The sequence below is a fragment of the Mesorhizobium sp. WSM4906 genome, from assembly GCF_029674625.1.
Classification (GTDB): domain Bacteria; phylum Pseudomonadota; class Alphaproteobacteria; order Rhizobiales; family Rhizobiaceae; genus Mesorhizobium.
The window spans coordinates 3,831,604-3,857,551 of the sequence record NZ_CP121355.1 but is presented as its reverse complement, the minus strand read 5'-3'; the positions used below and the strand labels follow the sequence as shown (position 1 = coordinate 3,857,551).

The window sequence follows — 25,948 nt, the reverse complement described above, 5'->3', positions numbered from 1 at the left end:
GGACCCGGTCAGATGTCCCATGGTAATATGTCAAGAAAACGCTCCGGGAGGAACCCCGCGAACCATGTCCAAAGCGCCCGATTCGGACAAAGCGGAAAATGGCGGACCTTCGACCGTCGAGCAATATCTGGTCAAAGATCCCGAGCGTTTCGCGTTGAACATGGCGCGCATGATCGAGCAGGCAGGCAAGGCTGCCTCCGCCTGGGCCGAGCCGCGCGAGAAGGGTGAGGTGCGCGACCATGTCGCCGAACCCGTGGTCGACATGGTCAAGACCTTCTCCAAACTCTCGGAATACTGGCTGGCCGACCCGCAGCGCGCGCTGGAAGCGCAGACGCGGCTCTTCGCCGGCTACATGACGGTCTGGGCGAACGCCATTCAGAAGGTCAGCCCCAATGCCGAAACGGCTGAGGACGCGGTCAAGCCCGAGCGTGGCGACAAGCGTTTCCAGGACCCGGAATGGGGCCGCAACGCCTTCTTCGATTTCCTGAAACAGGCCTATCTCGTCACCTCGCGCTGGGCTTCCGACCTCGTCGAGCATGCCGAGGGCCTGGACGAGCACACCCGCCACAAGGCGAGCTTCTACGTCAAGCAGGTTTCCAACGCGATCGCGCCCTCGAATTTCATCCTCACCAACCCGGAACTGTTCCGCGAGACCGTCGCCTCCAACGGCGAGAACCTCGTGCGCGGCATGAAGATGCTGGCCGAGGATATCGCCGCCGGCAGGGGCGACCTGAAGCTCCGCCAGGCCGACTACGCGCCGTTCGAGATCGGCAAGAACATCGCCACGACGCCAGGCAAGGTGATCGGCCGCAGCGATGTCGCCGAGATCATCCAGTACGACCCGACGACCGAGACGGTGCTGAGGCGCCCCCTGCTCGTCTGCCCGCCCTGGATCAACAAATACTACATCCTCGATCTCAACCCGCAGAAATCCTTCATCCGCTGGGCGATCGAGCAGGGCCACACGGTCTTCGTCATCTCCTGGATCAATCCTGACGAGCGCCACGGCGCCAAGGGCTGGGAAGCCTATATTCGCGAAGGCTTGCAATTTGGCCTCGACATGGTCGAGAAGGCGACCGGCGAGAAAGAGGTCAACGCGATCGGCTATTGCGTCGGCGGCACGCTGCTGGCCGCGGCGCTCGCGCTTCTGGCGCAGGAAGGCGACCACCGCATCAAGTCGGCCACCTTCTTCACCACCCAGGTCGACTTCACCCATGCCGGTGACCTCAAGGTGTTCGTCGACGAGGACCAGGTTGCCGCGGTCGAGCGCTCGATGAACGAGAAGGGCTATCTCGAAGGCACCAAGATGGCGACCGCCTTCAACATGCTGCGCTCCGGCGACCTGATCTGGCCCTATGTCATCAACAACTACATGCGCGGCAAGGACCCCCTGCCCTTCGACCTGCTCTACTGGAATGCTGACTCGACGCGCATGGCGGCGGCAAACCATTCCTTCTACCTGCGCAACTGCTATCTCGAGAACAATCTCTCGCGCGGCACGATGGAACTCGCCGGCCGCACCGTCTCGCTGGCCGACATCACGATACCGGTCTACAACCTGGCGACGAAGGAAGACCACATCGCGCCGGCGCTTTCCGTGTTCCTCGGCTCGCGATTTTTCGGCGGCGACGTCGAGTATGTGATGGCGGGCTCCGGTCACATCGCCGGCGTCGTCAATCCGCCTGCGGCGCATAAATACCAGTACTGGACCGGCGCCAAGCCGGTGGGCGATTTCAACACCTGGTTCGCCACCGCGCACGAGCATCCGGGCTCGTGGTGGACGCACTGGCAGCACTGGATCGAAAGCCAGGACAATGTGCATCTACCCGCCCGCCAACCGGGCAAGCGTATGAAAACCTTGGGGGATGCGCCGGGCACCTATGTCAAGGTGCGTGTGTAACGGACTGTAATGTCTGGTGAGTTGACGGCCCCTCAAAACAGGGCGAAATGGTGGGCGTTAATCGTTTTCGCAGCCTCAGTTCGCCTTCAGACGCAGAAGAAATCCGAGGCTTGCAGATCGACACAGATCCCGTTTCCGGTTCGGGAACAGGAGGTCATCGCCAGGGGCACTGGAGCGCCACGGCGATGATGAACGGACCGGATACCGAGGGGGAATTTTATTTTGAAACCAGTGGGTTGGCGTCTTGCACGAAGGGAAAGCCGCAGCATTGTGGCAGCGCTTTTCTCCGTGCTTCTGGCCTCCTGCACCTCGACCGGCGACCCGACGATGTCGGTCGTCACTCCCGGCTACAATTCAACCGCCACCGAGATGAGCGCGGCTTCCACCGCCAAGCCCGTGGCCTCGACCGATTCGACGCAGCAAGTGGCGTCGGCCTCGCCCGAGGCGGCATCGACCGTGATGGGCGAAGGCGACAAGCCACTGCCCGAAAAAGTCGCCTATGTGCCGGAGATACGGCCCGGAGCCGCATTCCCTGAGGTCGCCGTGCCTGCCGGCGCCACCTCGATTGCCGGCAATACGCCGCAACCGCTGGTGCAGCCGACGCAGACGGCTGACGAGACGAAAGCCGTCGCCGAGAAGGTCGCTGCCGGCGATGCCGCCGCGGTCGCGTCGCAAGCGCAGGCTGAGACAGCGCCGGTCATGAACAATGGCGGCGTCTACGTGACGGCGGGTGACCCGGCGCAGCAGCCGGTTGCCGCGCCGAAAAAGGGCCTGTTCGCCTCGCTGTTCAGCACCACCCCGGCCTCGGCAGCGCCTGCACCCTTGATCAACACGCGTTCGAGCGGCCAGCCCGCCGCGCAGGCCAAGACCACGCCGCCACCGGCCAAGCCGATCGTGACGCTCGCCTCCGCGACCCCGGGCGACAAGCCGGTGCAACTCGCTTCCCTCGGAGACGATCCAAGCAACCACATCACCGGCGCCGATGCCTTGCCTGGCGTGCGCCAGACGGCGCTGTTCGAGATCAAGCGCAAGTCCGGAATCGACGACGAGAGCGACGTCGACCTCAACGAGGACGAAGGCGGCTCCTACCAGGTGGCGTCCGCCGCCGGCATGGCGAGGCTCGCGCCCAACGGTCTCTTGAAGCAGAACGAAAGCGTCGACGTCGCCTGCCTGAAGCCGTCGCTGGTGCGCGTGCTGAAGACCATCGAGGGCCATTTCGGCCGCAAGATGATCGTCACCTCCGGCTATCGCGACCCGTCCCGCAACCGCCGCGCCAACGGAGCCAAGAACTCGCTGCACATGTATTGCGCCGCCGCCGACATCCAGGTGCCCGGCGTGTCCAAGTGGGAGCTGGCGAGCTATGTCCGCTCGATGCCCGGCCGCGGCGGCGTCGGCACCTACTGCCACACCGAATCGATCCATGTCGACGTCGGGCCCGAGCGCGACTGGAACTGGCGCTGCCGCCGGCGCGCCAGCAGCGGCGAGAACTGAGCCTCCCCGACCTCGTCATCCTTGGGCGTAGTGACGCGAAGCGGAGCGAAGACCCAAGGATCCATGCCGTGACCTTGGCCGAAGGATGCAGCGGAGCAGAATTCTGCACCGTTGCAACGCTTTAGCGTAACGGCATGGATCCTATGGTCTGCGCCGCGTCGCTTCGCTCCTTGCTCCGCCATAGGATGACGAAACCGCCCTTTGCCACGCTTGAAAAAAGTTGTCGCATGTGGCTGCGCATGGGTTGCCGGTTGCCAACAACGCAATTATAAGCCGCTTCGTCTGAGCGCGCCCATCGTCTAGCGGTTAGGACACCGCCCTTTCACGGCGGTAACAGGGGTTCGATTCCCCTTGGGCGTACCAAGTCTTTCCCTTGCCAAGATGAAACCGACCACGTGCGCGAGATCTGTATCGTGCATGAGCGAAAACGCGACGTTAACTTCGTTGGCCGGTGACGGTATGTCGGCCTCGACCCGAAAGTGTAAAGTTATCCCCGCTCTCAGCCGTGGAGGCGAGAATGAACTTGCTTCGGATAACGCTCTTGTGCGCGGCCATGACCGTACTGGCAGGACTGCAGCCCCTCCGCGCCGAGGATCAGCCTGCCCAGTCGAACGGTGATGCAACGCAAGAACAGGCGGCAAAACACTGCGAGGGGCAAAATTGCTTGCCCCCAAAGGATAACCCTGTCCAGGAATGCAAGGGGCAAGATTGCACGCTGGCTCCGGCAACCGACCAGCCGCCGGCCCCGGTGATTGAACAAGTCAAATAAAGCAACCTCGATAGCGTCGATTCCATTAAGAAACGGCCGCGAACACCACAGTCTGCACCAGTCCCCCGTCCTGCCTATTCTCCAGACGGATCATCCCGCCGTAGCGCTCGATGATTTCCTTCGCGATCGCCAGCCCCAGTCCCGCGCCCGGGATGAACTGCGTGCGTGCCGGATCGACCCGGAAGAACGGCTCGAAGGCTTTGTTCAACAGGTCCGGCGGGATGCCGGGGCCGCGGTCGGCGATGGTCAGGACCGCCCGGCCGCCTTGCCTCGATAGCGAGACGGTGCAGCTCTTGCCGTGCGTCGCGGCGTTGACGATCAGGTTGCGCAGCGCGCGGCGCAGGCCGAGCGCGCCGGCCTTGACGGACACATGATCGAGATGGTCGATCGTCACCGCATGGCCGAGCGCCGTCATCTCGGTCTCGATGTCGCGGACCAGCCCGTCGAGTTCCACCGGTTCTACCGCATCCTGGTTGACCTCCTCGCGCACCAGGCGGATCGCGCTGTCGGCGATGCGGTCGAGCTCGTCGAGATCGCTCAGCCACTTCTCGCGATCCTCGTCGAGGAACTCGGCGCGGAGCCGCATCCTGGTCATCGGCGTCCTGAGGTCATGGCCGGCGGCCGCGACAAGGCGCATGCGGCTTTCCATCGCCGCCTCGAGCCTTGCCGAAAGCTGGTTGAGCGCATGCGCGGTGGCCCTGACTTCGGCCGACCCCTCTTCAGGAACCGTCGCCAGCACCCCGTCCGAACCGATCTTGCTGACGGCGGCCTCAAGCATTTCCAGCGGCCGCACCAGCACGCCGGTGAAGTAGATCGACACCGGCGTGGCGCCGAGCACGATCAGCACCATCCAGCCCGCCAGCCCGTACCAGACATCGCGCGGCGGACCGAAATCGGGGACATCGACGATCATCCAGCGATGGTCGGGCAGCTCGACCGAAGCGACCATTCCCGGCCTGTCGGCATTGCGGCTGACCACGGCCGAAACATCGAGGCCGTTGTGGCGCAGGATCTCGTTCAGCATTTTTGTGTGCTTGCGGTCCTCGAAGCCGTCGGCCGGGCGATCCTGCACGATGACGGGTGCATCGCTTGAATTCGGCGCGTGGGCGGGAGCCAGTTGCACCATATACTGGATCTGGTGGGCGAGCGGGCCCATGATCAGTTCCGGCGACGGCCCGCCGAGCACCTTCACCGCGACGAAGGTGGCGAGCCCGACGACGCCCAGGATCGAAACGACCAGAAGGATGATCAGCCGCCGGCGCAGCGAGGTCATGCCCCGGTCTCCGCGGTCTCGACACGCGCGGTCAGTTGATAGCCGCCATTGCGCACGGTCTTGAACAGGTTCTCCTCGCCCGCCTCGGCGAATTTCCGACGCAGCCGGCTCATCAGCACGTCGACGGACCGGTCGAGCGGCTCGCGCTCGCGCCCCTGCGTCAGATCGAGCAGCTGATCGCGCGACAGGAGCCGCCCCGGCCGGTCGAGAAAGACCTGCAGCAGGTCGAACTCGGCGCCGGTAAGGTCGATCGCGGCACCTTCGGCGTCGATCACCTTGCGCGTGTCCGGCTCAAGCCTGTAACCGGCGAAACGATAGACGCGAACCTTGGGCGGAGCGGCTTCCTCCGGCGCCGAGCGCCTGAGCACCGCGCGGATGCGGGCTGAAAGCTCGCGCGGGTTGAACGGCTTGCCGAGATAGTCGTCGGCGCCGAGCTCCAGCCCGATGATGCGGTCCACATCCTCCTTCAGCGCGGTCAGCAGAATGACCGGAATATGCGGCTTGCGGTCGCGCAAGGCGCGGCAGATGTCGAGACCCGACCCGTCGGGCAGCATGACGTCGAGCACGATGAGGTCGAACTGGCCTGAGCCGAGCTTCTGCTCGCACTCGCGCCGGTCGGCCGCCACCGAGACGCGAAAACCCTGCCCGTCGAGATAGCGTCCGAGCAGCGTCCTGATCTCGCGGTCGTCATCGACGACGAGGATGTGGGGTTGTGCCTGCATTCCCAGCCCATCTCACCTTGTTCGCCACCGATTATAGGAAGAGCGGCCGAAAGAGCGGCATGGAAATTTGCAACCGAATGTTTCCGGGAAGGCTCCGGAAACATTCAGAAACAAATCTCCCTTTTCTGGAAACCTTCGGCAACGCGCCGAAGCAAAACGGCAAAAGACGCTTCCTATCCTCCCGCCATCCGAAGCATGCAGGAAAGGATCACGTCATGCGAAGCAGACTTTTGGCGCTCGGCCTGTTCTCGGTCGCGGCCATCCATCCCGTGCTGGCCGCCCAGTCCGACCCTGCCGCGGCGCCTGGTGACGAACCGCCGGCGATCGGCCGGCAGGACGATGCGGGCCCGGGCCCGATGCCCTGGCCCGGCCCGCATGGGCCGATGCGGCACGGACCGATGCCACAGGGGCCGGAAGCCTTCCGCCGCATGGGACCGCCACCGCCGGAGATGCTTGCCGCTCGGCTTTCGGCGCTCGAGACCCGCATCGGCATCCGCACCGAGCAGCTCGATGCCTGGCGCGACTATACCAGCGCGCTGCAGGCGGTCCTGGCGCCGCCGCGGTTCGACCATGGCCCCGGCGCTCGCAGTGGCTCTGAAGTAGGCGGGCCGTCCACGCCCGGCGGTCCCGACCAGGCGCAACGCGATCCCTTCGCCTTCCAGGAGCGACTGGCCGACGAAGTCACCAAGCGCGCGGCTTCGGCCGCCAAGCTGAAGGATGCGATCGCCGTGCTGCGCACCAAGCTGACGCCCGAACAGCTCGAAATCCTCGCTTCAGCGGATCGACCGCACGGCCCGCCCCCCGGTCCATGGGGCAATCCGCCGGACGACGTAGCCGGCCCTGGAGATCCGCACGGACAGCTTCAGCCACCCCTACCCCGGAATGGCGAGCAACTCTGACCGTCTGCACCGGCCGGTCCGCTGATCCACCCGTTCACGGGCCGGCCGGTTCTTTTGCGAATTGGCGGACGCGACCGCGCGACCGCCGTCAAGCGTGGAGCGCATGATGATGTGGGAAGCCCTGATGATGCTGCGGCTGCTTGCCTCGCTGGGCTCGCCCTTGCCAATCCGCTCCAGCGCCGATGCCAGGCAACGGATCCTGTCGAAGCAGGCGCTAAAAGGGGCGATCCGGCTGAGCTTCGCCGCTTACCGCCTGTCGCTTCCGATGTCGTCTTCAAGCACTGAAAATCATGACCAGAAAATTGCGTAAAAGGCATCTTCTCCTCGTCGCCGTGCTGGTCGCGGCCGGCGCCGTCGATGGTCAGGCGGCGACTGCAACTTCAGCGAAAGATCCAGCCGATGCATATCCAGCCTAGTCATTCTCTTTTGCCGACGAGGCCACGTCGCCTCTCTCCCTGGGCAGGAATGCTGTGTGCGGTACTCTTTCTGGCGGCCTGTTCGCAGGAAAAGAGCGAGGTTCCTGCGGGCATGGGCGGCGTCGGCCGGCCCCAGGTCGGCGTCGTCACCTTGCATCCGCAATCGGTCGCGATCACCGCCGAACTGCCCGGCCGCACGGCGGCCTCCCTCATCGCCGAGGTACGCCCGCAGGTCGACGGCATCATCCAGCAGCGCCTGTTCCAGGAAGGCGCCGAGGTGGTGCCGGGACAGCCGCTCTACCTTATCGATCCGGCGAGCTACCAGGCAGCCTATGACAGCGCCGTCGCCGCCCGGCAGAAGGCCGAAGCGGCGCTCCCCACCGCCCAGGCCAAGTTCGACCGCTATTCCGGACTGCTGAAGCAGAACGTCGTCTCGAAGCAGGACTTTGACGATGCCGCCGCGACGCTGGCGCAGGCCCAGGCCGACGTTGCATCGGCCAAGGCGAGCGTCGAGACGGCGCGCATCAGCCTCAACCGCACCTCGATCACCGCGCCGATCGCCGGCCGGATCGACAAATCCACGCTCACGCCGGGAGCGCTGGTCACCGCCAACCAGGAGACGGTGCTGACCACCATTCGCGCGCTCGACCCGATCAATGTCGATGTCACGCAGTCCAGCACCAATCTGCTCAACCTGCGTCAGGCGATCAACGAAGGCCGGCTGAAGGTCAGCGGGCCCAACGTCAGCGTGAAGCTCAAGCTCGACAACGGCTCCATCTACTCGCGAACCGGCAAGCTGGAATTCGCCGGCGCCAATGTCGACCAATCCACCAGCACTTTCGCGCTCAGAGCCCAGTTCCCCAATCCCGACCGCCTGCTGCTGCCAGGCATGTATGTGCGCGCCATCGTCGAGGAAGGTGTGGCGCAGAACAGCTTCCTGGTGCCGCAGCGCGCCGTCACCCGCGACCCGAAAGGTCAGGCGACGGCCATGGTGGTCAATGCCCAGGGCAAGGTTGAGTCACGTGCTCTCAGCGTGCGCAACAGCGTCGGCAACAACTGGCTGGTGGACTCCGGCGTCGGCGACGGCGACCGCGTCATCGTTGAAGGCGTGCAGCTAGTGCGCGCAGGCGGCGACGCGACGCCGGTCGAGGTGACGATCGACGAGGCGACCGGCGAGATCAAGGATCGCCAGCAGACCTCCGCCACGGCGGAACCGGCTGGCGGCAAGGCTGCCGGCGCCGCCAAGCAACCGTCTGGCGCAACCGGGAACTGAGGCGATGTCGACTTTCTTCATCAATCGCCCGATCTTTGCCTGGGTGATCGCCATCGTGATCATGCTGGGCGGCCTGCTCGCGCTCCGGTCGCTGCCGATCTCGCAATACCCGCAGATCGCGCCCACCACGGTGAACATCAGCGCCAGCTATCCCGGCGCCGACGCCCAGACGGTGGAGAATTCGGTGACCAAGGTCATCGAGCAAGGCATGACCGGCATCGACAATCTCGACTACATGACGGCGACGTCGACCTCGACCGGACAGGCCTCGATCACGCTGACCTTCACCAGCGCCGCCAATCCCGACACCGCCCAGGTGCAGACCCAGAACAAGCTGCAGCTGGTGCAGTCGCAGCTGCCGCAGGTCGTCCAGAGCAACGGCATCACCGTCTCCAAATCCTCGACCGGCTTCCTGATGGTCATCGGCTTCGTTTCCACCGACGGCAAGATGAACTCGACAGACCTTGCCGACTATGTCGACAGCACGGTCAACGACACGCTGAAGCGCGTCGAAGGCGTCGGCTCCACCCAGCTCTTCGGCTCCGGCTATGCCATGCGCATCTGGCTCGACCCCGACAAGCTCGCCCAATATGCGCTGATGCCGAGCGACGTCGTCACCGCGATCGAGGCGCAGAACACCCAGGTCTCCGCCGGCCAGATCGGCGGCCTGCCGGCGCGCAAGGGACAGCAGCTCAATGCCACGGTGACGGCCAAGAGCCGGCTGCAGACCGCCGAGCAGTTCCGCAACATCATCCTGAAGAGCAACACCGACGGCTCGCTGGTTCGGCTCAACGACGTCGCCAGGGTCGAGATCGGCGCCGAAAGCTACACGACGGCCGCCCATTACAATGGCAAGCCGTCGGCCGGCGTCGCGGTCAATCTGGCGACCGGCGCCAATGCGATCAGCACCGCCGAGGCGGTGCGCGCGACCATCGACCGTCTGAGTTCGACCTTCCCGCAAGGCGTCGAGGTCGTCTACCCCTACGACACATCGCCCTTCGTACGCCTGTCGATCGAAGAGGTGGTTAAGACGCTGGCAGAAGCGATCGTGCTGGTGTTCCTGGTGATGCTGCTCTTCCTGCAGAACCTGCGCGCCACCATCATCCCGACGATCGCCGTTCCGGTGGTGCTGCTCGGCACCTTCGGTGTGCTCTCCTTCTTCGGTTACTCGATCAACACGCTGACCATGTTCGCCATGGTGCTCGCCATCGGCCTGCTCGTCGACGACGCCATCGTCGTGGTCGAAAATGTCGAACGCGTCATGGCGGAGGAAGGCCTGCCGCCGAGAGAGGCGACGCGCAAATCGATGAACGAGATCACCGACGCGCTGATCGGCATCGCCACGGTGCTGTCGGCCGTGTTCGTGCCGATGGCTTTCTTCGGCGGCTCCACCGGCATCATCTACCGGCAGTTCTCGGTAACCATCGTCTCGGCGATGGTGCTCTCGGTGCTGGTCGCGCTGGTGCTGACGCCCGCGCTGTGCGCCACGATCCTGCGGCCGCCGAGGGATCACGCGACGCAGAGAGGTCCGTTCGGCTGGTTCAACCGCGCCTTCGACCGCGGCACGACGGCCTATCGCGACGGCTCGCACGGCATCATCAACCGGGGCAAGCGCTTCCTCGTCGTTTTCCTGGCCATCGTCATTGCCATGGGCTGGATGTTTGCCAGGCTGCCAAGCTCATTCCTGCCCGACGAGGACCAGGGCATCCTGATCACCAGCGTGCAGCTGCCGGTCGGCGCGACACAGGACCGAACCGAGCGCGTGCTCGCCCAGGTGACCGACCACTATTTGAACGAGGAGAAGGACGCGGTCGATGGGGTGTTCACCGCATCCGGCTTCGGTTTCGGCGGCGCTGGACAGAATGTCGGTATCGCGTTCGTTCGGCTGAAGGATTTCGACAAGCGCACGTCGCCGGCCCTGGCGGCGAAGGCGGTCGCCGGCCGCGCCATGGCCGCCTTCTCCAAGATCAGGGATGCGCAAGTCTTCGCGCTCGCCCCTCCCGCCATCCAGGGCTTCGGCAACACCAGCGGTTTCGACTTCTATCTGCAGGACGTCAACGGCGCCGGCCATGAGGCGCTGATCCAGACGCGCAACCAGCTTCTCGGTCTTGCCGCGCGGAGCAAGCTGCTCGCCAACACCCGCCCCAACGGCCAGGAGGATCAGCCGCAGTTCTCGGTCGACATCGATCAGGAAAAGGCAAGCGCCCTCGGCATCGGCCTCTCCGACATCAACAACACGCTCTCCACCGCCTGGGGCAGCGACTACGTCAACGACTTCATCGATCGCGGTCGGGTGAAGCCGGTCTATCTGCAGGCGGACGCGGACTTCCGCATGCAGCCGGAAGACCTGGACAAATGGCAGGTCCGCAATTCCGGCAACGCCATGGTGCCATTCTCGGCCTTCGCCTCCAGCCATTGGACATACGGCTCGCCCCGGCTCGAGCGCTACAACGGTTCGGCGGCCGTGGAAATCCAGGGCGCGGCGGCGACGGGCGTGAGTTCAGGCGCCGCCATGGACGAGATCGACAAGCTGGTCGCGCAACTGCCCGCAGGCTACGCGCATGAGTGGACGGGGCTCTCGCATCAGGAGCGGCTTTCCGGCAACCAGGCGATGTCGCTCTATCTGATCTCGGCGCTCGTCGTCTTCCTTTGCCTCGCCGCGCTTTACGAGAGCTGGTCCATCCCGTTCGCGGTCATGCTGTCGGTGCCGATCGGCATCTTCGGCGCGCTGCTGGCGGCGAGCCTGTTCGGGCAGACCAACGACGTCTATTTCAAGGTCGGCCTGCTGACCACGATTGGTCTCGCCTCCAAGAACGCCATCCTCATCGTCGAATTCGCCATCGAACGGCAGGCGGCGGGAATGGGGCTGGTCGAGGCGACGCTGGAAGCGGCGCGGCAACGACTGCGGCCAATCCTGATGACGTCGCTGGCCTTCATTCTCGGTGTCACGCCATTGGCAATCGCCAGCGGCGCGGGTTCGGGCGCGCAGAATTCCGTCGGCATCGGCGTGATGGGCGGCATGTTCGCGGCAACCGTGATCGGCGTGTTCCTGGTGCCGCTGCTGTTCGTCACGGTGCGCCGCATCTTCAAGGGCAAGGCCGCCAAGCAGGATTCTGGGCAGGATACGGGCGGGACGCCAGCCACAGCCACTCAGCAATAAGGGTTTCGTCATGATGGGTTTCGAACGTGGTCTGCGGACCGCGAAAGGGCTGCTTTTGCCCGCCTTTGCGGGCCTTCTGCTCTCCGGATGCGTCGTTGGTCCAGACTATCGGACGCCCTTGTTGGTCGTGCCAGCGACCTGGAGCGACTGGAAGGCGACGAAGCCGGCCAAGCCGGCGCAGTTGTCGCTATGGTGGCGGAAGCTCCGCGATCCCGAGCTCAACCAGTTGGTCGAGGAAGCGGTTGCCGACAATCTGGACGTGGCGACGGCCAAGGCCAAGATCCGCGAGGCACGCGCGTCCTACCGCCAATCCGCGGGGACGCTGTTTCCATCCGTCGACGGTTCGGCCTCCGCCACGCGCAACAAGGTCGCCGCGACCACCTCGGGCGGGACCGCCAGCGAGACCTACGACCAGTATCAGGCGGGCTTCGACGCCAGCTGGGAGCTCGATCTCTTCGGCGCCAACCACAGGAGTGTCGAGGCCGCCCGCTACGGATTGGACGCCTCCCAAGAGAGCCTCCGTTCGACCCTGCTGACCTTGATCGGCGATGTTGCCTCCAACTACGTCCAGGCCCGCGGCTACCAGACCCGCATCGCGCTTGCCCGGCGCTCGGCTGCATCGCAAAGGCAGACCGCCGAGCTCACCCGCACCATGGCCTTGGCCGGCACGGCAACCGCTGCCGATGTCGCCAAGGCGATGGGACAGGCAAGCAGCACGGAAGCCGACGTCCCGACCCTGGAAGCGAACTACGCCGAAGCGGTGCACCGCCTTTCGGTGCTCACCGGCCGTCCGCCGGCGGCGTTGGTCGAGCGGCTGAAGCGCCCCACGTCGATCCCGGCGCCGCGCCTGCCGATCCCGACCGGCATTCCGGCCGACATCCTGCTGACCCGCCCCGACGTGCGGATGGCGGAACGGCAATATGCTCAGTACACGGCCAAGATCGGCCAGGCAGAGGCGGCGCGCTATCCGAGCGTCAGCCTGACGGGAGACATCAGTACCACCGCCCTCAAGCTCGGCGATCTCGGCAGGAATTCCACCATCGGCTGGTCGTTCGGCCCGACGCTCAGCGTGCCGCTGTTCAACGCCGGTCAGTTGCAGGCGGCCGTCGAGATCGCCAAAGCCCAGCGCGACCAATATTTCATTGCCTACAAGGCCGCCGTGCTGACGGCGCTGGAGGACGTGGAAAACGCCACCGTCTCTCTGTCGCAGGAGCGGATCAGGAACGGCAAGCTCGCCTCTTCCGCAAAATCCTATGGCGACGCCGCCCGGCTCGAAAGAACACTCTACAAAGCGGGTGAGACAAGCCTTCTCGACGTGCTGGATGCAGAGCGGTCGCTCTACACGGCCGAGGACACCCTGCTGCAGAGCCGCGTGTCGCTGGCCACCGATTACATCGCACTCAACAAGGCGCTCGGCGGCGGTTGGGACGGCACGATCGACAGCGCCAAGCCTGAAGTCGTCGATGTCGGCGCCGGTCCGCGGCTGGCATCGGAAACGCAGTGATATGAAGCCGGACGTCTATCTGAAGCCCTCGGAACAAATCTCCGTGAGCAATAGCTGAAAGCAATCATCCACTATACTATAACCTGGTCGAGGCAATGCGATGTCGAACGTCTACGATCTTGGAACCAATCTGGTGCGTCGTATCTATGAAAAGCGCATAGATGCACCAGCGATTCTTGATATCAGCACCCATTTCCCCAACGCGACGAAGTTCGCGGCCGCCTGGCAGAGTATTCGCGACGAAGCCCTGGCGGTGCAGTTGAACAGGGTGCCGCGCTTCCACGACATCATGCCGGAGCAGGCCGAGATTTCGGCCAATGACGGCCTCGATTGGCGCATGTTCGTGCTCAAGGCCTACGACATGACGATTCCGGAAAACCTCGCGCGAATGCCCACCCTCGGCCGGCTGCTGTCCGAATGCCCCGAGGTCAAATCGGCGGCCGTCTCATTCCTGGCGCCGCGCAAGCATATCCCGCCCCATCGCGGTCCCTTTCGCGGCATCATGAGATTTCATCTCGGTCTGGTCATCCCGAAACAGGCGGATGGCCGGCCGGCGACAGTCATGATGATCAACCATGAGGACAGGCGCATCTCCGACGGCGAGTGCATGCTTTGGGACGACACTTTCGAGCACGAGGTGATGAACAACGCCGATCAGGCGCGTATTGCCTTGCTGCTCGATGTGTGGCGTCCAGAAATGCCCCTGGACATGGAGATCCTGTCCAGACTGATCGTGCGCGGCGTGCAGGTGGGAATGCACTACAGAGGGGTATCTTTCGCCGGCTGAAGCCTTACGCCCTCGCCTCGCGAAATCTCCTTGCGCTGCCGCCGCGCTTGACCGGCAACATCATATCCCGGGCGAGCAACCCGCTGATGCGGCAGAAAGCCATGAAGGCGCGGCAGGCTTCCTCCGAACTCGCGACATCGACGGTCGCGCCGAAGCAGGCGTTGAAGGCGAGATCATAGACCTTGCCCTGGCGGCGCTTCGGCCAGTCCTGCAGGAAGTCGAGCGCCTGCTCGACGCTGTAGATTTCCTCAACCGGCAGGCCGGGCGCGGGCGTGATGCGCACCGGCACCTCGAATTGCAGTCTGTCCATTCCCTGTCTCCCGAACTGGCGAAGCCCGAGCAGCGCCGTTCGTTCTGAAAAAATTCTTTTGACGCCTTCTGGGACAGGAATGTGACCTCAGTACGGTCGGCCGCTCGAGCCTGGGTGCGGCGGATCGGCACCCTGGTCACATCGTTCGACGGGGCGATGCGACAGGCATCGCTCCGTCCCGTATTCCGCCAATTTCATTCGCGCCTACTGGTTCGCCGGGTCCGTCTCCGCATCGTAGGCCATGCGCGAGACCACCATCAGCAGATAGGCGGACGGAATGGCGAAGATGACGCCGAGCACGATCGCGGCCGTCCCCTCCATGCGAAGCGTTTCGGCAATGGCCCAGTAGACGGTGCCGGCGCAGATGATTGCCTGGACGGTGAGAAACGAGGCTGCCGAGGCAGCGCGCGTGAGCGTTTTGAAGGTCTTGATACGTCGCATCGCGAAATGTCCAATGGACGCGCCACGCAGCCGGCGGGCGGCACATGCCGTCGCCAGATCGCAGCGCGAAGGAATGTTTGAGGTGTGAAAACTGCGGTCAGCGGCCGCCGGGTTCAGCCCGTTGGTGGCGCGCGAGGCTGGTTGGCATGCGAGAGCGTCGCGGCCACGGGAACAGGCGCGATGTTCGCCTGCGCCGGCAAGGCCTGGCCGCTGACAAGGAAATCGGATGCGGGGGCGAGCGCGCCGGGATTGCCGCCGACGAGCTTCAAGGGCAGCGGCCGGCCGGCGCGGGCCTCGATGGCCTGCGCCTTGCCGGTGACCCTCAGCAATGCAAGCGTTTCGCCCTGCCGCGTTGCGCTGAGGCCGGGGCCGCCCGCGGCCGAGGCGGCGGACGCGGAGACTTCGGCCTGAGCGAAGCCCAGCAGCGCGAGCACGAGCATCGCCATCAGGGCCAAGCATGCGGTCCTGAATGGCTGCAGCGTCGATCTTGCGCGTTCCGATGCCGTCAACGGCATTAAATCTCCCATATCCAGACCGCCCTACCCCATGGGGCAGCGAAAGGAAAGCTTGCAACTAACCCGGACGCGCCAGCTCTGCGCCAGCGAATATTCCCCGCAGCAAACCGGTTGAAGGCACTTCGTCCTTGAACCTTGCCGCTTCCGGTGCCAAATCTGGAGAAAATTCCCGCATCGGCTCGCGTCAGGAGCCAACCCGCGAACGGACAAGAATGGTTACCTATCTCGACGCCGCAACGGCCCCCTTGAGAAACACCGGCCAGATTCGCCTTTATGGCGAAGAAGGCTTTGCCGGCATGCGCAAGGCCTGCGACCTCACCGCGCGCTGCCTCGACGAACTCGTGTCGATGGTGAAGCCCGGCGTCACTACCGAGACCATCGACCGCTTCGTCTTCGAGTTCGGCATGGACCACGGCGCGCTGCCGGCGACGCTCAACTATCGCGGCTACACCAAGTCCTCCTGCACCTCGATCAACCACGTCGTCTGCCACGGCATTCCCGACAACAAGCCGCTGAAGGACGGCGACATCGTCAACATCGACGTCACCTATATCCTCGACGGCTGGCATGGCGACTCCTCGCGCATGTACCCGGTGGGGACGATCAAGCGCGCCGCCGAGCGCCTGCTCGAAGTGACCTATGAATGCCTGATGCGCGGCATCGCCGCGATCCGGCCCGGCGCCCGCACCGGCGCCATCGGCGCCGCGATCCAGACCTATGCCGAGGCCGAGCGCTGTTCGGTGGTGCGCGACTTCTGCGGCCACGGCGTCGGCCAGCTTTTTCATGACGCGCCGAACATCCTGCACTACGGCACCGTCAACGAAGGCGTCGAGATGCGGCCCGGCATGATCTTCACCGTCGAGCCGATGATCAACCTCGGCCGCCCGCATGTGAAGGTGCTGTCGGATGGCTGGACGGCGGTGACGCGCGACCGTTCGCTGTCGGCACAATACGAGCACACGATCGGCGTCACCGATACCGGCTGCGAGATCTTCACGCTGTCGCCGAAAAAGCTCGACCGCCCCGGTCTGCCGGCCTAGAGCATTTCACCGTTTCACGGGAAGACGGGAACGGCGAACCGCTCTATCTCTTTGTTTTGGCGCAATTCCGAACGGAAAACCGTTTTCACACTTTTCCTGGAATTGCTCTAGGATTCTTGCCGCCGGACCGTCCCCGACCGTAGCACTTGAAGTTTCCCCCACGACGTCCATGGTCCCGCGCAGGGGTATGCCGCTCATCGTATCGCTGTGCGCAAGAGGCTTCTTCTTTTGGAGCTCACGCCGTCGCGACATTCGGCCCTCTGCGCCCATGGCTACTCGGTCTTTCTAGGCCGGGCTCCGCCTCATTGTCGCGATCGTCATTGTTGCATTTTTGTTACATGCGACATCGAAGAAAATGCTGCTTCAATCTACTTCATTCCACCATTGATCTGGGTCAACCGAGCATCTCTCCGCGGCTGTCATTGCTGCAGCGCACCAAATTCGAAATTTCAAGGAGAGATATCATGGTGAGAGACTGGATGGGGCCGCGACGGCGAGGGATCACGACGGTTGCCATCGCGCTTGTTGTGGCAGGGCTGCAGCAGGCCGCGGCGGCGGACGTACGATCGGTGGACACTGCGCAAGCAGAGGCTCCCATAGCGGCATCCAGCCCTTGGCAGATTCGCCTGCGCGCCCTGGGCGTGATCACGGACGACAAGGGCAACGTCAACGGAATCCCGGGCTCTGACCTTTCCTATTCGGACACGGTGACGCCGGAATTGGACATCTCCTATTACTTCACCGACAATCTCGCCGCCGAACTCATTCTCGGCACCACCTACGCCAATATCTACGGCGAGGGAACGATCGGCGGATTGGGCAAGATCGGCAAGGTCTGGTTGCTGCCGCCCACGCTCACGCTGCAATACCATTTCACCGATTTCGGCGCCTTCAAGCCCTATGTCGGTGCTGGCGTGAACTACACGATCTTTTACAACCAGGATGCCGGCAGTGCCGACGCTCTCCATGTCAAGGACACATTCGGCGGCGCTCTGCAGGTCGGATTCGATTACATGCTGGATCAGCATTGGGGCTTCAATTTCGACGTCAAGAAGCTCTTCCTGGAGCCGAAATTCGACGTCACGGTCGGCGGCACGGACTTTACGGGTAAGGCCAGGCTCAACCCGTGGCTGATCGGCACGGGCGTCACCTACCGCTTCTGACAAGGCACGACGAAGGCCGATTGCCTGCATTTGAGTCGCTATTCGGAGGGTGCTTTGCGCGTCCTCCTCGCGCATCGGGCGCCTTCGTCACCTTCAATACGCAGGCTGGCCCCTCGAATCATCGTCGCGGCAGTGCGCGCACACCCGTCGACACGACCGAAGCCGGTGCAGGATTTCGCGCCCGTGCCGAAAAAACTCGACTGGCCCCGGCCTACCGGCTTAGAGTTTCTTCTTGCCGGGCCTTTCCGGCCAAGAGCGGGCGGCCTATGGGGGAAACCGGCGACGACGAGCGGGGATTTTTCGCGGAGCTGCCGATCCGGCGGCCCGCGAAGGCCGAGCCGGCCGAAAAGCCGCACTATCATGGTCATCGCGAACGCTTGCGCGAACGCTTCGTCGCCGGCGGACCGGATGCCCTGCCCGACTATGAGTTGCTCGAGCTCCTGCTTTTCCGGCTGATCCCGCGCGTTGACACCAAGCCGATCGCCAAGGCGCTGATCGCCCGCTTCGGCTCGTTGGCCGAGGTGCTCGGCGCGCCGCCTTCCCTGCTCGAGGAAGTCAAAGGCATCGGTCCGGCGGTGGCGACCGATCTCAAGGTCGTCGCGGCGACCGCCCAGCGCATGGCCCGCGGCGAGGTGCAGAGCCGCGAGGTTCTGTCCAACTGGCCGCAACTTCTCGACTATTGCCGCTCGGCGATGGCCTTCGAGACCCGTGAGCAGTTCCGCATCCTCTTCCTTGACAAGAAGAACGGGCTGATCGCCGACGAAGTGCAGCAGACCGGCACCGTCGACCACACGCCCGTCTATCCGCGCGAGGTGGTCAAGCGCGCGCTCGAACTGTCCGCCAGCGCCATCATCCTGGTCCACAACCACCCGTCCGGCGACCCGACGCCCTCGCGCGCCGACATCGAGATGACGAAGCAGATCATCGATACGGCGAAGCCCCTCGGTATCGCGGTGCACGACCACATCATCATCGGCCGCAAGGGCAACGCCTCGATGAAGGGGCTGCTGCTGATTTAGCGATGTCTGCTTGGAGCAGAACGGACTCAATTGCAGACATTTCGGTTTCGATGCGATTGCCGAGTCGGGGAGTTCACCCGAGCCGCTCATAGGTCCAGACATGACATCTGGCGCGTGCCATCGCGCGCGAAGACTGCCGCCTTCCACTGAACACTCGGGCTCCTCCCGGCATGATCCTGTTGGCCCGAACTCATGGCGATGATCCGCTCCCTTCGCTCCCAACCGCACCAATCAAACGGACGAGTACCGCGCGCACCCGCCAAAGCATGTGCTCCGCTCCCTCGCGGAGCTGATCAGTGGCGCCATGCCATCCGAATGACGACAGATGCGTTTGGTGCCCGTTCGCAGGCCTGCGGTCAGAGCGGGGTCAGCTCGACTCCGGGCACCGGACCTTGAGCAAGCGGCACCCATGGACCACGGACGTGCCAGGGCGAGAATTCCGCCTCCCACGGGCATTGCGAGACGAGCTTCAGATGGCAATGACGATCTCGCCGACCAGGTCGCGGAACCAGCGGTGGCCGGGATCGTAGTCGTGCCGGTCATGCCAGATCATGGAGAGCGAAAAATCCGGCAGCGCGAGTGGCGGCTTGCTGTAGCTCAATGCTAGCCGGGCCGCGACCACCCGGGCTGCGTAGTCGGGCAGCGTTGCGACCGCATCGCACTTGGAGAGATAGAACGGCAGCGCGGCAAGGTCGCCCGCCACCAGGACACGACGGCTCAGCCCCTGCTTGGCAAGGGCGGTGTCGACCACGCCGCTTCGCTCGCCGCTGAACGAGGTCAGCAGGTGCGGCAGGCGGAGGTAGCGCTTGAGGGTGATCGGCGGCCGGATTCCCAGCCGCCGGCCATTGAACACGCAGCCGTAGTTGCGCGGGCCCAGGTTCCTGCGGCGGTGCCAGGATTCGATCCTCGGAAATACCGACACGCCCAGCTCAATCTCCTCGCTGTCGAGAAGCGCTGGCCCCGTATGCAGGCTCACAGGCCGCACAACCAGACTCACGCGAGGGGCCTGCTTAGCGAGCGCCTCCAACAGTAGCGGCATGACGCAGATGTCCAGCGCGCTCGGCAGACCCAGTCGGAACACGCGTTCGGAAGGCCCCGGCTCGAAGTGGTCGCGTTCCTGCAGCTTGCGCTCGATCGCCTCGAGGCTCGGCAGCAAGTCGCAGTAGAGCGCCTCGGCGCGCGGTGTCGGGACCATGCCCTGGCGCACGCGCACGAACAGCCGGTCGTCGAAGATCGCTCGCAGCCGCCGCAGCGCGTGGCTCACCGCAGGCTGGCTCACGAACAGGCGCTCGGCCGCGCGCGTCGTCGATCGTTCGCGCATCACCGCCACGAACATCACCAGCAGGTTCAGATCGACGCCCCGAAAATTCTTCTCATTCATGACTGTCATGAAAACATGCCATTTGCTTCATGGCAACGATGATTTCAGGCTATGGCTTTGCCCTCAATTGGAATGAACCCATGTCTCTTGAAGCAGATCGCAGAGCAGTCCTCGCCTCGGCGTCAGCGCTGATGGCGGCGAGCTTGATGCCCAATGCACTGCTGGCCGATTCCGGATCAAAGGAATCGAACACCATGTCCCAAGCTGAACCGTTCAAGATCCATGTCCCCGACGCAACGCTCGCCCGCGTCAGGGATCGGCTCCAGACCGTCCATTGGCCGAACGTCTCGAAGACCACCGGCTGGCGGTATGGCGTAGATGCGGACTGGTTCGCGAAGCTCGTGTCGTACTGGCGCGACACTTACGATTGGCGGTCGATCGAGGCGTCGCTGAACCGCACCCCGCAATATCTGGTCAATATTGACGGCCGAAACGTTCACTATGCTCGACTTGCTCCGGCCGGCGGACACGGCGCCCATCCGCCGCTGCTGCTCCTGCACGGATGGCCGTACACATTTGCCGCCATGCTTCCGCTGGCGGAGAAGCTCGCAGACGATGGCTTCGAAGTAATCGTGCCGTCCTTGCCGGGTTTCGCGTTCTCGGAAGCCCCCGACGATCAAATCCGTGGCCTCCGCTTCATCTCCAGGCGAATCGATCGCCTGATGACCGATGTTCTTGGTTACGCCCGTTACCTCATTCATGGCGGCGACTTTGGCGCGGTGGTCGCCGATTGGATCGCGATCGACACGCCCGACCACCTGGCAGGCATCCATGCCCACATGATCGCCTTCCGCCATGCTGGCGCGGAGTATGGGTCAGGCCAAACGGGTGTCGCGGACCCAGCTCCCGAGGAAATGGCCTATGCGAAAGCCGAGGTGGAGAACATGGATCGTGAGAGCGCCTACTTTCGCCTCCAGTTCACGCGCCCCGAGACCATCACATATGCCCTAACGGACAGCCCGGTCGGCTGGGCCGCCTACATGCTCGACAAGTGGCAGAAATGGAGCGACACGCGCAAGCGCAGCGTCGACGCGATCTACGGCCCGGACCGATTGCTGACCGAAGTCATGCTGTTTCTCGTCACCGACACGGTGGCGACCTCGATCTGGCCCTACGCCGGCTTTGCCACGGAGCCGTTTGGCCTGCAGCCAGGGCAGAAGATAGCGGTTCCGTTCGGCTACTCGTCGTTTCCCGATCCGCTCCTGCCCCGCATGCCGCGCCGCTTCGTCGAGCGATCGCGCCCCGACATCAGATTGTGGCGCGAGCACGTTGAGGGCGGCCATCTTCCGATGCTCGAGCAGACGGACGTTCTTGCCGCTGACATTCGGGATTTCGCTGCCGGACTTGACTGACGGGGCAGACCGCCAAGGTAGCGGACAAAGTTGATACCTTCGACAGAGAGGAACGGCGTATATGGACCTGCAAAAGCAGACGGCAGTCATCGTCGGAGGGACGGGCGACATCGGACACGCCACCGCGAAGCTGTTCGTCAAGGCTGGCGCTCGCGTGATCATAACCGGACGACAGCGGGAGCGTGCGGCAGCCAGAGCTCAGTTGCTTGGCCCCTTGGCGCGCGGCCATGTCGTTTCACCTGCCGATGAGGCTGATCTGCGCCATTTCTTCGGTGAGATCGGCACGTTCGACCACCTCGTTCTGACCTTAGGGACGCAGTCGATCACGCTACCCTTCGCACAGCTCAATGACGGGCACATGCGTGACGCCATGGATTCAAAGTACATGGCGTATACGCGAACCCTGCGCGCCGCACGCATCGACCCGGAAGCTACCCGTTCGGATCGTAGGTCAGCCTATACTTCGATACTGCTCAACGATCGGCACCACGTAGGTGATGCCGAATGGCTCCCGACGATCTTGAAACTGCGCCCAACCAGACTGTCTGATTAGCACATGAGGACAGCGGCAAAGCTCATTGTGGCGGCTCGATGTGACCTATGCCGAACCCGACTGCGCCACGCGACATCAGCCAGGCCAGATTGTCGTAGACGGCGGCGGGCTCACAGCCGGCACTCGACGTCTTCTTTTGCGGCGCGCGCCATCTTGAGCGCATTAGTCCACCAGAGCAGATCGTCGATCATGATGAATGCCGCGTCCGCCAAATGCGGGAAATCTGCCATCGTTCTGCCTTCACGGAGCATGCCGATAAGCTCTGTTGCACCAATATGGACCGCATACTTGAGCGTCGCCATTTGAAGCTCTGCTAGTATGTGACGAAGATGCTCGACGGCTCTCGATCCGCCCACGCCGCCGTAGCCGACAAAGGTCGCCGGCTTGCGATGCATTTCTGTATAAAGGTAGTCGAGGGCGTTCTTCAGAACCCCCGTGATGCTGTGGTTATACTCCGCCGTGATAAAGATAAATCCGTCGAAGTTTCGCATCTTCTCCGCAAAGAGCACTGCCACCGGGTTTTGCGCGGGAGCATACACCAGCGCGCGTTCTTCGTTGAAGAATGGCATCGGGTAGTCGCGAAGATCGATGAGTTCAAAATCTGCGTCATCTCGCGCCTGGGCTAGTCCAAGGAGCCACTCGGCGGGTGTGTCTCCAAACCGACCCGGCCGTGTCGTGCTGATGACGATCGCAATGCGCGGTCTCTGAATCATAACCGCGCCTATTACTTCGCTGTTGGCGCGACCCGCCGCCACAGATCGTCAAATGCAATGCTGTCGAAAAAGGCATGAGCCTCGACGATCCGACCCTCCTCCAGGCGCAGGATCCACGCGTAGCTGTTGACATAGGGCTTGCCGTCGCTGGCTGCGCCGCTCGCGTCGAAATGGACGATGACCGTGTCTCCGTCGGCGTAGATGCGGTTGACCGTTGGGACCAGCCGGTCGCGCATCCTCGCATTGAATGGCCGGATCACCTCGCTCAGGAAGGCTTCCTTGGAAGGATAGGTTTTTGCGGCGAGCGACTTGCCGGTGATGGTCCAGCGGGCGCCGTCGGCGAGAAGGTCATACGGACTCCCTGACCCGGAAGCCCACTTTGCAAAGCCTTCTGACACCAGGGCTCGATTGCGTTCCTGCTCGCTCACGATTTTGCGCTCCTGTTCGCTCATGTTTTGACCTGACGCTCCCTCGGCCATCAAAAACAGCACCCCACACAACGAAAGGGCTACGACGCTAGGTGTGATCGCTTTGATGCCGCGCATCATAGCTCGTCCCCCGAACACGATGCGGTCGGCTGCAGGCCGGCGACAGACGCCTGCGCGACACTGAAGTCCTGATCGACTGCGCCGCCTGAGACGCCCACCGCGCCGAGTAGCCTGCCGTTCGCGTCGCGGATCGGGATGCCGCCGGCGAAGACCACAAGACCACCGTTGGTGTTTTCGAACCCAGGTGATGTGCCGCCCGGCTTGCAGAATTCGTAGAGTGCCTCGGTATTGAACCCGAACAGCGCCGCCGTGCGAGCCTTGGCCATGGCGATGTCAAGCGAACCGAGCAGCGCGCCATCCATACGCGAGAAGGCCTTCAGATTGGCTCCGTCGTCGTGAACGGCGATGTTCATCGGGACGCCAATTGCCTCGGCGGCGCGGCGGCCGGCGGCGATCACTTTATCCGCTTGGTCCTGGGAGATAGTCATTGAACGCCTCCAATTTGAGAAAGATGTTGCCGCCGCGCCCAAGGGGGATGACGGCGCGACGGGAGGCGCCGGCTCAGATTTGGTTTTCCCAAGCCTGGAGCTGATGCTGCCTGAGCATGTCCTCGATCGCCTTGGGGCAGACGTTGCGGAACTTGCCGGTGTCGGCCGGAACGATCTCGATCATCCGGTCGATCTGCTCCTGCGGGTCCATCCTGCCCTCGGGCGTCGCGAAGAAGTCGTCGAAGCCCTTGCGCAAGTCAGCGCGCTTGGTGAAATTCTTCGAGTCATCGAGCCAGCGGAAGGGATTGTCCGCCATGGTCTCGTTGTAGCCGGTGTAATAGGCGCCCGGGTTGATCGTCTGGACCTTAATCCCGTAGCTCGCCAGCTCCTGCTGCATCGCCTCCGCGAACGCCTCGAGCGCGTGCTTGGTCGAGACATAGGTGCCCCAGTTGGCCGGAGTGAACAGGCCGCCCATCGAGGAAGTGAAGACCACCTTCTTGCCCTGACTCTTCCCCTCGCGGATCCAGCGCTGGACAACGCCCTGGGTCAGCTCCAGCGGCAGGAAGACATTGTTCTCGTAGTTGCGACGGACGATATCGACCGGGATCTCCCACACCGGGCCGGGCTCGCCGCGGCCGGCATTGTTCCAGAGGATATCGAAGTCCCAGCTCTGAGCCTGCTTAATATCATAGGGATCATGGAGGTCGAGGCGCTCGACGCGGATGCGCTCGGATAAGCCGAGCGCTTTCACTTCGTTGCGCATTGCGGTGACCATCGGCGAGACTTCGCAAGTCGCGATAATAGTATGTCCGTTCTTGGCCATGCCGATGGCGGCCCCCTTGCCGAAGCCCGACCCGGCACCGGTGATAAGAATGGTCTTGGTTTGCATAGTTCGCTCCTTTGTTGAGGAACGAATTTATGCCGACTCCGACGTGGTGCCGATGATCGCGGGTGCCGATGATTGGACCGGAGTGCTGTGAAGCGCCGCCGCTTAACGACGCCGCTCTCGGCGCCAGGCGCCTGGACGATGGCCTGTCTCTCGGATGAACACTCGAGTGAGGTGACTGGCATCCGCAAAACCGCAGGACGCGGCGATCTCCGCCAAAGATAGATTTGTGTTTTTCAGCGAGACTTTCACCCGTTCCAACCGCTGTTTGGCCAGCCAACGAAGAGGCGACAATCCGGTTGAGGCCTTGAATGCTCGAGCGAAATGGCTACGCGACAGTTGGCACTGTGCAGCGAGCTCCTCAAGGCCGATCCCGCCATCCATACTTGCCAGCAACATCTCCTTGGCTCGCCGTTCCTGCCAACTAGCAAGTCCGCCTCGCAATGGCTGGATCAACCGGGCCTTGGCGATATCATCTGCTGCGTGCTGAGTCGTTAGCCTGAAAAGCAGCGCCAGCGTCAAGTGATTCACATAGAGCTTGCTGGCATATTTCGGCTGCTGAAGGGCGGGCAAGAGAGCTTCCCCTAAGTGCCGGAGCACGCCGTCGTCGTGGATCACGTTCTCGGGAGCATGCAGTAAACCATGACAAGGCAAATCATGTTCTGCCTGAAACCGGAGCAATGCTGCGCTCGATGTGTAGACTGACACGCAATCGACATCTCCGGTGACAAGCGCGGAATGCTGTGCACGCAAATCCAATAGCAGAGACTGGCCTGAGTTAAGCGTGCGCAGCGGCGCAGAGCGGCCATCGACCCAGTTCGGGTGCGGCGCCAGATCGCATCTCGTCAGATAGAGCATGTAGCCTTCGGCCAAGCTACATCTCGTCGCATATGCGCATTCGCCGGCCTGCCAACTGACGTGCATAGCTCTCAATTCGCCGTTCTCCAATTGAGAGGCGTTGACGCCAGGGGCCTTGTCAATGTCGACAAATTTCTCCTGAAATCCTCGCGAAGAATTATACATGCTCACCCCCTCAAGCACACCACGATCAATTTTAGAGCCGATCCGAGCAAGATAGTTTGATCTTAGCCGGAAAGCGAGCGAGTCCCCATTTGAGATACTCAACCCTCCCGCAAGCGGGGTCATGCAATCGACCAGATGGCCATCTCGCTTACCAGAGATGGCGCTCCGGCAGGACGCGAAGCCGCGACTCTCGGCCTCGGAGGGCATGAATCATACTTTCCTGGGATTGCGGGCTGAGGAGTCCGAGGAGTGTACCATCGAATCCTCGTTCTCTACAGGGCGGGTGGATATGCTCCACGTATCTCAATTGTGAGCGAACATGAGTCAGCGGCATCATCATGAGTTGTCATTGGTTACCGCTCCCCGGCGCAACCCCCGCTGA

The 25,948-nt window shown here is 63.3% G+C and carries 24 protein-coding genes and 1 tRNA gene; 14 read left to right on the top strand and 11 right to left on the bottom strand.

The features are described from left to right. The first annotated feature begins 64 nt into the window (after positions 1–64). The 3 genes from phaC to QAZ22_RS18340 all read left to right on the top strand — a co-directional run bounded on the left by phaC (position 65) and on the right by QAZ22_RS18340 (position 3,754). A complete protein-coding gene (gene phaC / locus QAZ22_RS18350) occupies positions 65–1,900 on the top strand; it encodes a class I poly(R)-hydroxyalkanoic acid synthase (RefSeq protein ID WP_278202153.1) in 1,836 nt (611 codons plus the stop codon). A 270-nt stretch (positions 1,901–2,170) separates the two neighbouring features. After that, positions 2,171–3,391: a D-Ala-D-Ala carboxypeptidase family metallohydrolase gene (locus QAZ22_RS18345; RefSeq protein WP_278202152.1), complete on the top strand. Its 1,221-nt coding sequence runs from the start codon at positions 2,171–2,173 to the stop codon at positions 3,389–3,391. A 288-nt stretch (positions 3,392–3,679) separates the two neighbouring features. Then, positions 3,680–3,754, top strand: a tRNA-Glu gene (locus QAZ22_RS18340). Between the two features lie 431 nt (positions 3,755–4,185). On the opposite strand, the gene QAZ22_RS18335 is transcribed toward QAZ22_RS18340, so the two are convergent. Together QAZ22_RS18335 and QAZ22_RS18330 are read right to left on the bottom strand one after the other, a co-directional pair. Next, positions 4,186–5,433 (bottom strand): ATP-binding protein, encoded by a 1,248-nt coding sequence (locus tag QAZ22_RS18335; protein WP_278202151.1) that lies wholly within the window; start codon positions 5,431–5,433, stop codon positions 4,186–4,188. Further along, a complete protein-coding gene (locus QAZ22_RS18330; protein ID WP_278202150.1) occupies positions 5,430–6,155 on the bottom strand; it encodes a response regulator in 726 nt (241 codons plus the stop codon). Before QAZ22_RS18330 ends, QAZ22_RS18335 begins: the two co-directional genes overlap by 4 nt. Positions 6,156–6,370: 215 nt before the next feature. Between QAZ22_RS18330 and QAZ22_RS18325 the strand changes: the two genes are divergently transcribed. The 6 genes from QAZ22_RS18325 (at position 6,371) to QAZ22_RS18300 (ending at position 14,194) form a co-directional block, all read left to right on the top strand. After that, the gene (locus QAZ22_RS18325) at positions 6,371–7,054 is read left to right on the top strand and encodes a hypothetical protein (protein WP_278202149.1); all 684 of its coding nucleotides are present in this window, start codon (positions 6,371–6,373) and stop codon (positions 7,052–7,054) included. Between the two features lie 103 nt (positions 7,055–7,157). Next, complete coding sequence (locus tag QAZ22_RS18320; RefSeq protein ID WP_278202148.1) at positions 7,158–7,364, top strand: hypothetical protein; 207 nt, start codon at positions 7,158–7,160, stop codon at positions 7,362–7,364. Between the two features lie 89 nt (positions 7,365–7,453). After that, positions 7,454–8,743, top strand: coding sequence for an efflux RND transporter periplasmic adaptor subunit (locus tag QAZ22_RS18315; protein ID WP_278202147.1), 1,290 nt, complete (start codon positions 7,454–7,456; stop codon positions 8,741–8,743). A 4-nt stretch (positions 8,744–8,747) separates the two neighbouring features. After that, positions 8,748–11,903, top strand: a complete 3,156-nt coding sequence (locus tag QAZ22_RS18310) for an efflux RND transporter permease subunit (protein ID WP_278202146.1) — start codon at positions 8,748–8,750, stop codon at positions 11,901–11,903. A gap of 10 nt (positions 11,904–11,913) precedes the next feature. Continuing rightward, positions 11,914–13,407 carry an efflux transporter outer membrane subunit gene (locus QAZ22_RS18305; RefSeq protein WP_278202145.1) on the top strand — a complete coding sequence of 498 codons (1,494 nt, stop codon included), beginning with the start codon at positions 11,914–11,916 and terminating at the stop codon, positions 13,405–13,407. A gap of 100 nt (positions 13,408–13,507) precedes the next feature. Beyond that, a complete protein-coding gene (locus tag QAZ22_RS18300) occupies positions 13,508–14,194 on the top strand; it encodes an aspartyl/asparaginyl beta-hydroxylase domain-containing protein (protein ID WP_278202144.1) in 687 nt (228 codons plus the stop codon). Positions 14,195–14,198: 4 nt separating this feature from the next. Here QAZ22_RS18300 and QAZ22_RS18295 read toward each other — a convergent pair whose 3' ends face one another. The 3 genes from QAZ22_RS18295 to QAZ22_RS18285 form a co-directional block, all read right to left on the bottom strand. Further along, positions 14,199–14,504, bottom strand: coding sequence for a DUF982 domain-containing protein (locus tag QAZ22_RS18295; RefSeq protein WP_278202143.1), 306 nt, complete (start codon positions 14,502–14,504; stop codon positions 14,199–14,201). Positions 14,505–14,708: 204 nt separating this feature from the next. Beyond that, the gene (locus QAZ22_RS18290; RefSeq protein WP_278202142.1) at positions 14,709–14,945 is read right to left on the bottom strand and encodes a hypothetical protein; all 237 of its coding nucleotides are present in this window, start codon (positions 14,943–14,945) and stop codon (positions 14,709–14,711) included. A 113-nt stretch (positions 14,946–15,058) separates the two neighbouring features. Next, positions 15,059–15,391, bottom strand: a complete 333-nt coding sequence (locus QAZ22_RS18285) for a hypothetical protein (protein ID WP_278207879.1) — start codon at positions 15,389–15,391, stop codon at positions 15,059–15,061. Between the two features lie 281 nt (positions 15,392–15,672). On the opposite strand from QAZ22_RS18285, the gene map reads away from it, so the two are divergent. From map to radC, 3 genes are all read left to right on the top strand, one after another. Continuing rightward, on the top strand, positions 15,673–16,500 hold the full coding sequence (gene map, locus QAZ22_RS18280; protein ID WP_278202141.1) for a type I methionyl aminopeptidase: 828 nt from the start codon (positions 15,673–15,675) through the stop codon (positions 16,498–16,500). Positions 16,501–16,979: 479 nt separating this feature from the next. Then, the gene (locus QAZ22_RS18275; protein WP_278207878.1) at positions 16,980–17,663 is read left to right on the top strand and encodes an OmpW family protein; all 684 of its coding nucleotides are present in this window, start codon (positions 16,980–16,982) and stop codon (positions 17,661–17,663) included. A 266-nt stretch (positions 17,664–17,929) separates the two neighbouring features. Then, entirely contained in the window at positions 17,930–18,682 is a 753-nt protein-coding gene (gene radC / locus QAZ22_RS18270; RefSeq protein WP_278202140.1) for a DNA repair protein RadC, read from the top strand. A 469-nt stretch (positions 18,683–19,151) separates the two neighbouring features. On the opposite strand, the gene QAZ22_RS18265 is transcribed toward radC, so the two are convergent. Further along, positions 19,152–20,063 carry a LysR family transcriptional regulator gene (locus QAZ22_RS18265; RefSeq protein WP_278202139.1) on the bottom strand — a complete coding sequence of 304 codons (912 nt, stop codon included), beginning with the start codon at positions 20,061–20,063 and terminating at the stop codon, positions 19,152–19,154. Between the two features lie 80 nt (positions 20,064–20,143). Here QAZ22_RS18265 and QAZ22_RS18260 point away from each other — a divergent pair, with 80 nt between their 5' ends. Together QAZ22_RS18260 and QAZ22_RS18255 are read left to right on the top strand one after the other, a co-directional pair. Beyond that, positions 20,144–21,415, top strand: a complete 1,272-nt coding sequence (locus QAZ22_RS18260) for an epoxide hydrolase family protein (protein ID WP_278202138.1) — start codon at positions 20,144–20,146, stop codon at positions 21,413–21,415. Positions 21,416–21,476: 61 nt separating this feature from the next. Continuing rightward, positions 21,477–21,968, top strand: a complete 492-nt coding sequence (locus tag QAZ22_RS18255) for an SDR family NAD(P)-dependent oxidoreductase (RefSeq protein ID WP_278202137.1) — start codon at positions 21,477–21,479, stop codon at positions 21,966–21,968. A gap of 110 nt (positions 21,969–22,078) precedes the next feature. On the opposite strand, the gene QAZ22_RS18250 is transcribed toward QAZ22_RS18255, so the two are convergent. The 5 genes from QAZ22_RS18250 to QAZ22_RS18230 form a co-directional block, all read right to left on the bottom strand. Next, positions 22,079–22,681: an NAD(P)H-dependent oxidoreductase gene (locus QAZ22_RS18250; RefSeq protein WP_278202136.1), complete on the bottom strand. Its 603-nt coding sequence runs from the start codon at positions 22,679–22,681 to the stop codon at positions 22,079–22,081. An 11-nt stretch (positions 22,682–22,692) separates the two neighbouring features. Next, positions 22,693–23,160, bottom strand: coding sequence for a nuclear transport factor 2 family protein (locus QAZ22_RS18245; protein ID WP_278207877.1), 468 nt, complete (start codon positions 23,158–23,160; stop codon positions 22,693–22,695). A gap of 65 nt (positions 23,161–23,225) precedes the next feature. Continuing rightward, positions 23,226–23,657 (bottom strand): heme-binding protein, encoded by a 432-nt coding sequence (locus tag QAZ22_RS18240; RefSeq protein WP_278202135.1) that lies wholly within the window; start codon positions 23,655–23,657, stop codon positions 23,226–23,228. A 73-nt stretch (positions 23,658–23,730) separates the two neighbouring features. Then, on the bottom strand, positions 23,731–24,546 hold the full coding sequence (locus QAZ22_RS18235) for an SDR family oxidoreductase (RefSeq protein ID WP_278202134.1): 816 nt from the start codon (positions 24,544–24,546) through the stop codon (positions 23,731–23,733). Positions 24,547–24,648: 102 nt separating this feature from the next. Then, positions 24,649–25,566 (bottom strand): AraC family transcriptional regulator, encoded by a 918-nt coding sequence (locus QAZ22_RS18230; protein ID WP_278202133.1) that lies wholly within the window; start codon positions 25,564–25,566, stop codon positions 24,649–24,651. Positions 25,567–25,948: the final 382 nt, after the last annotated feature.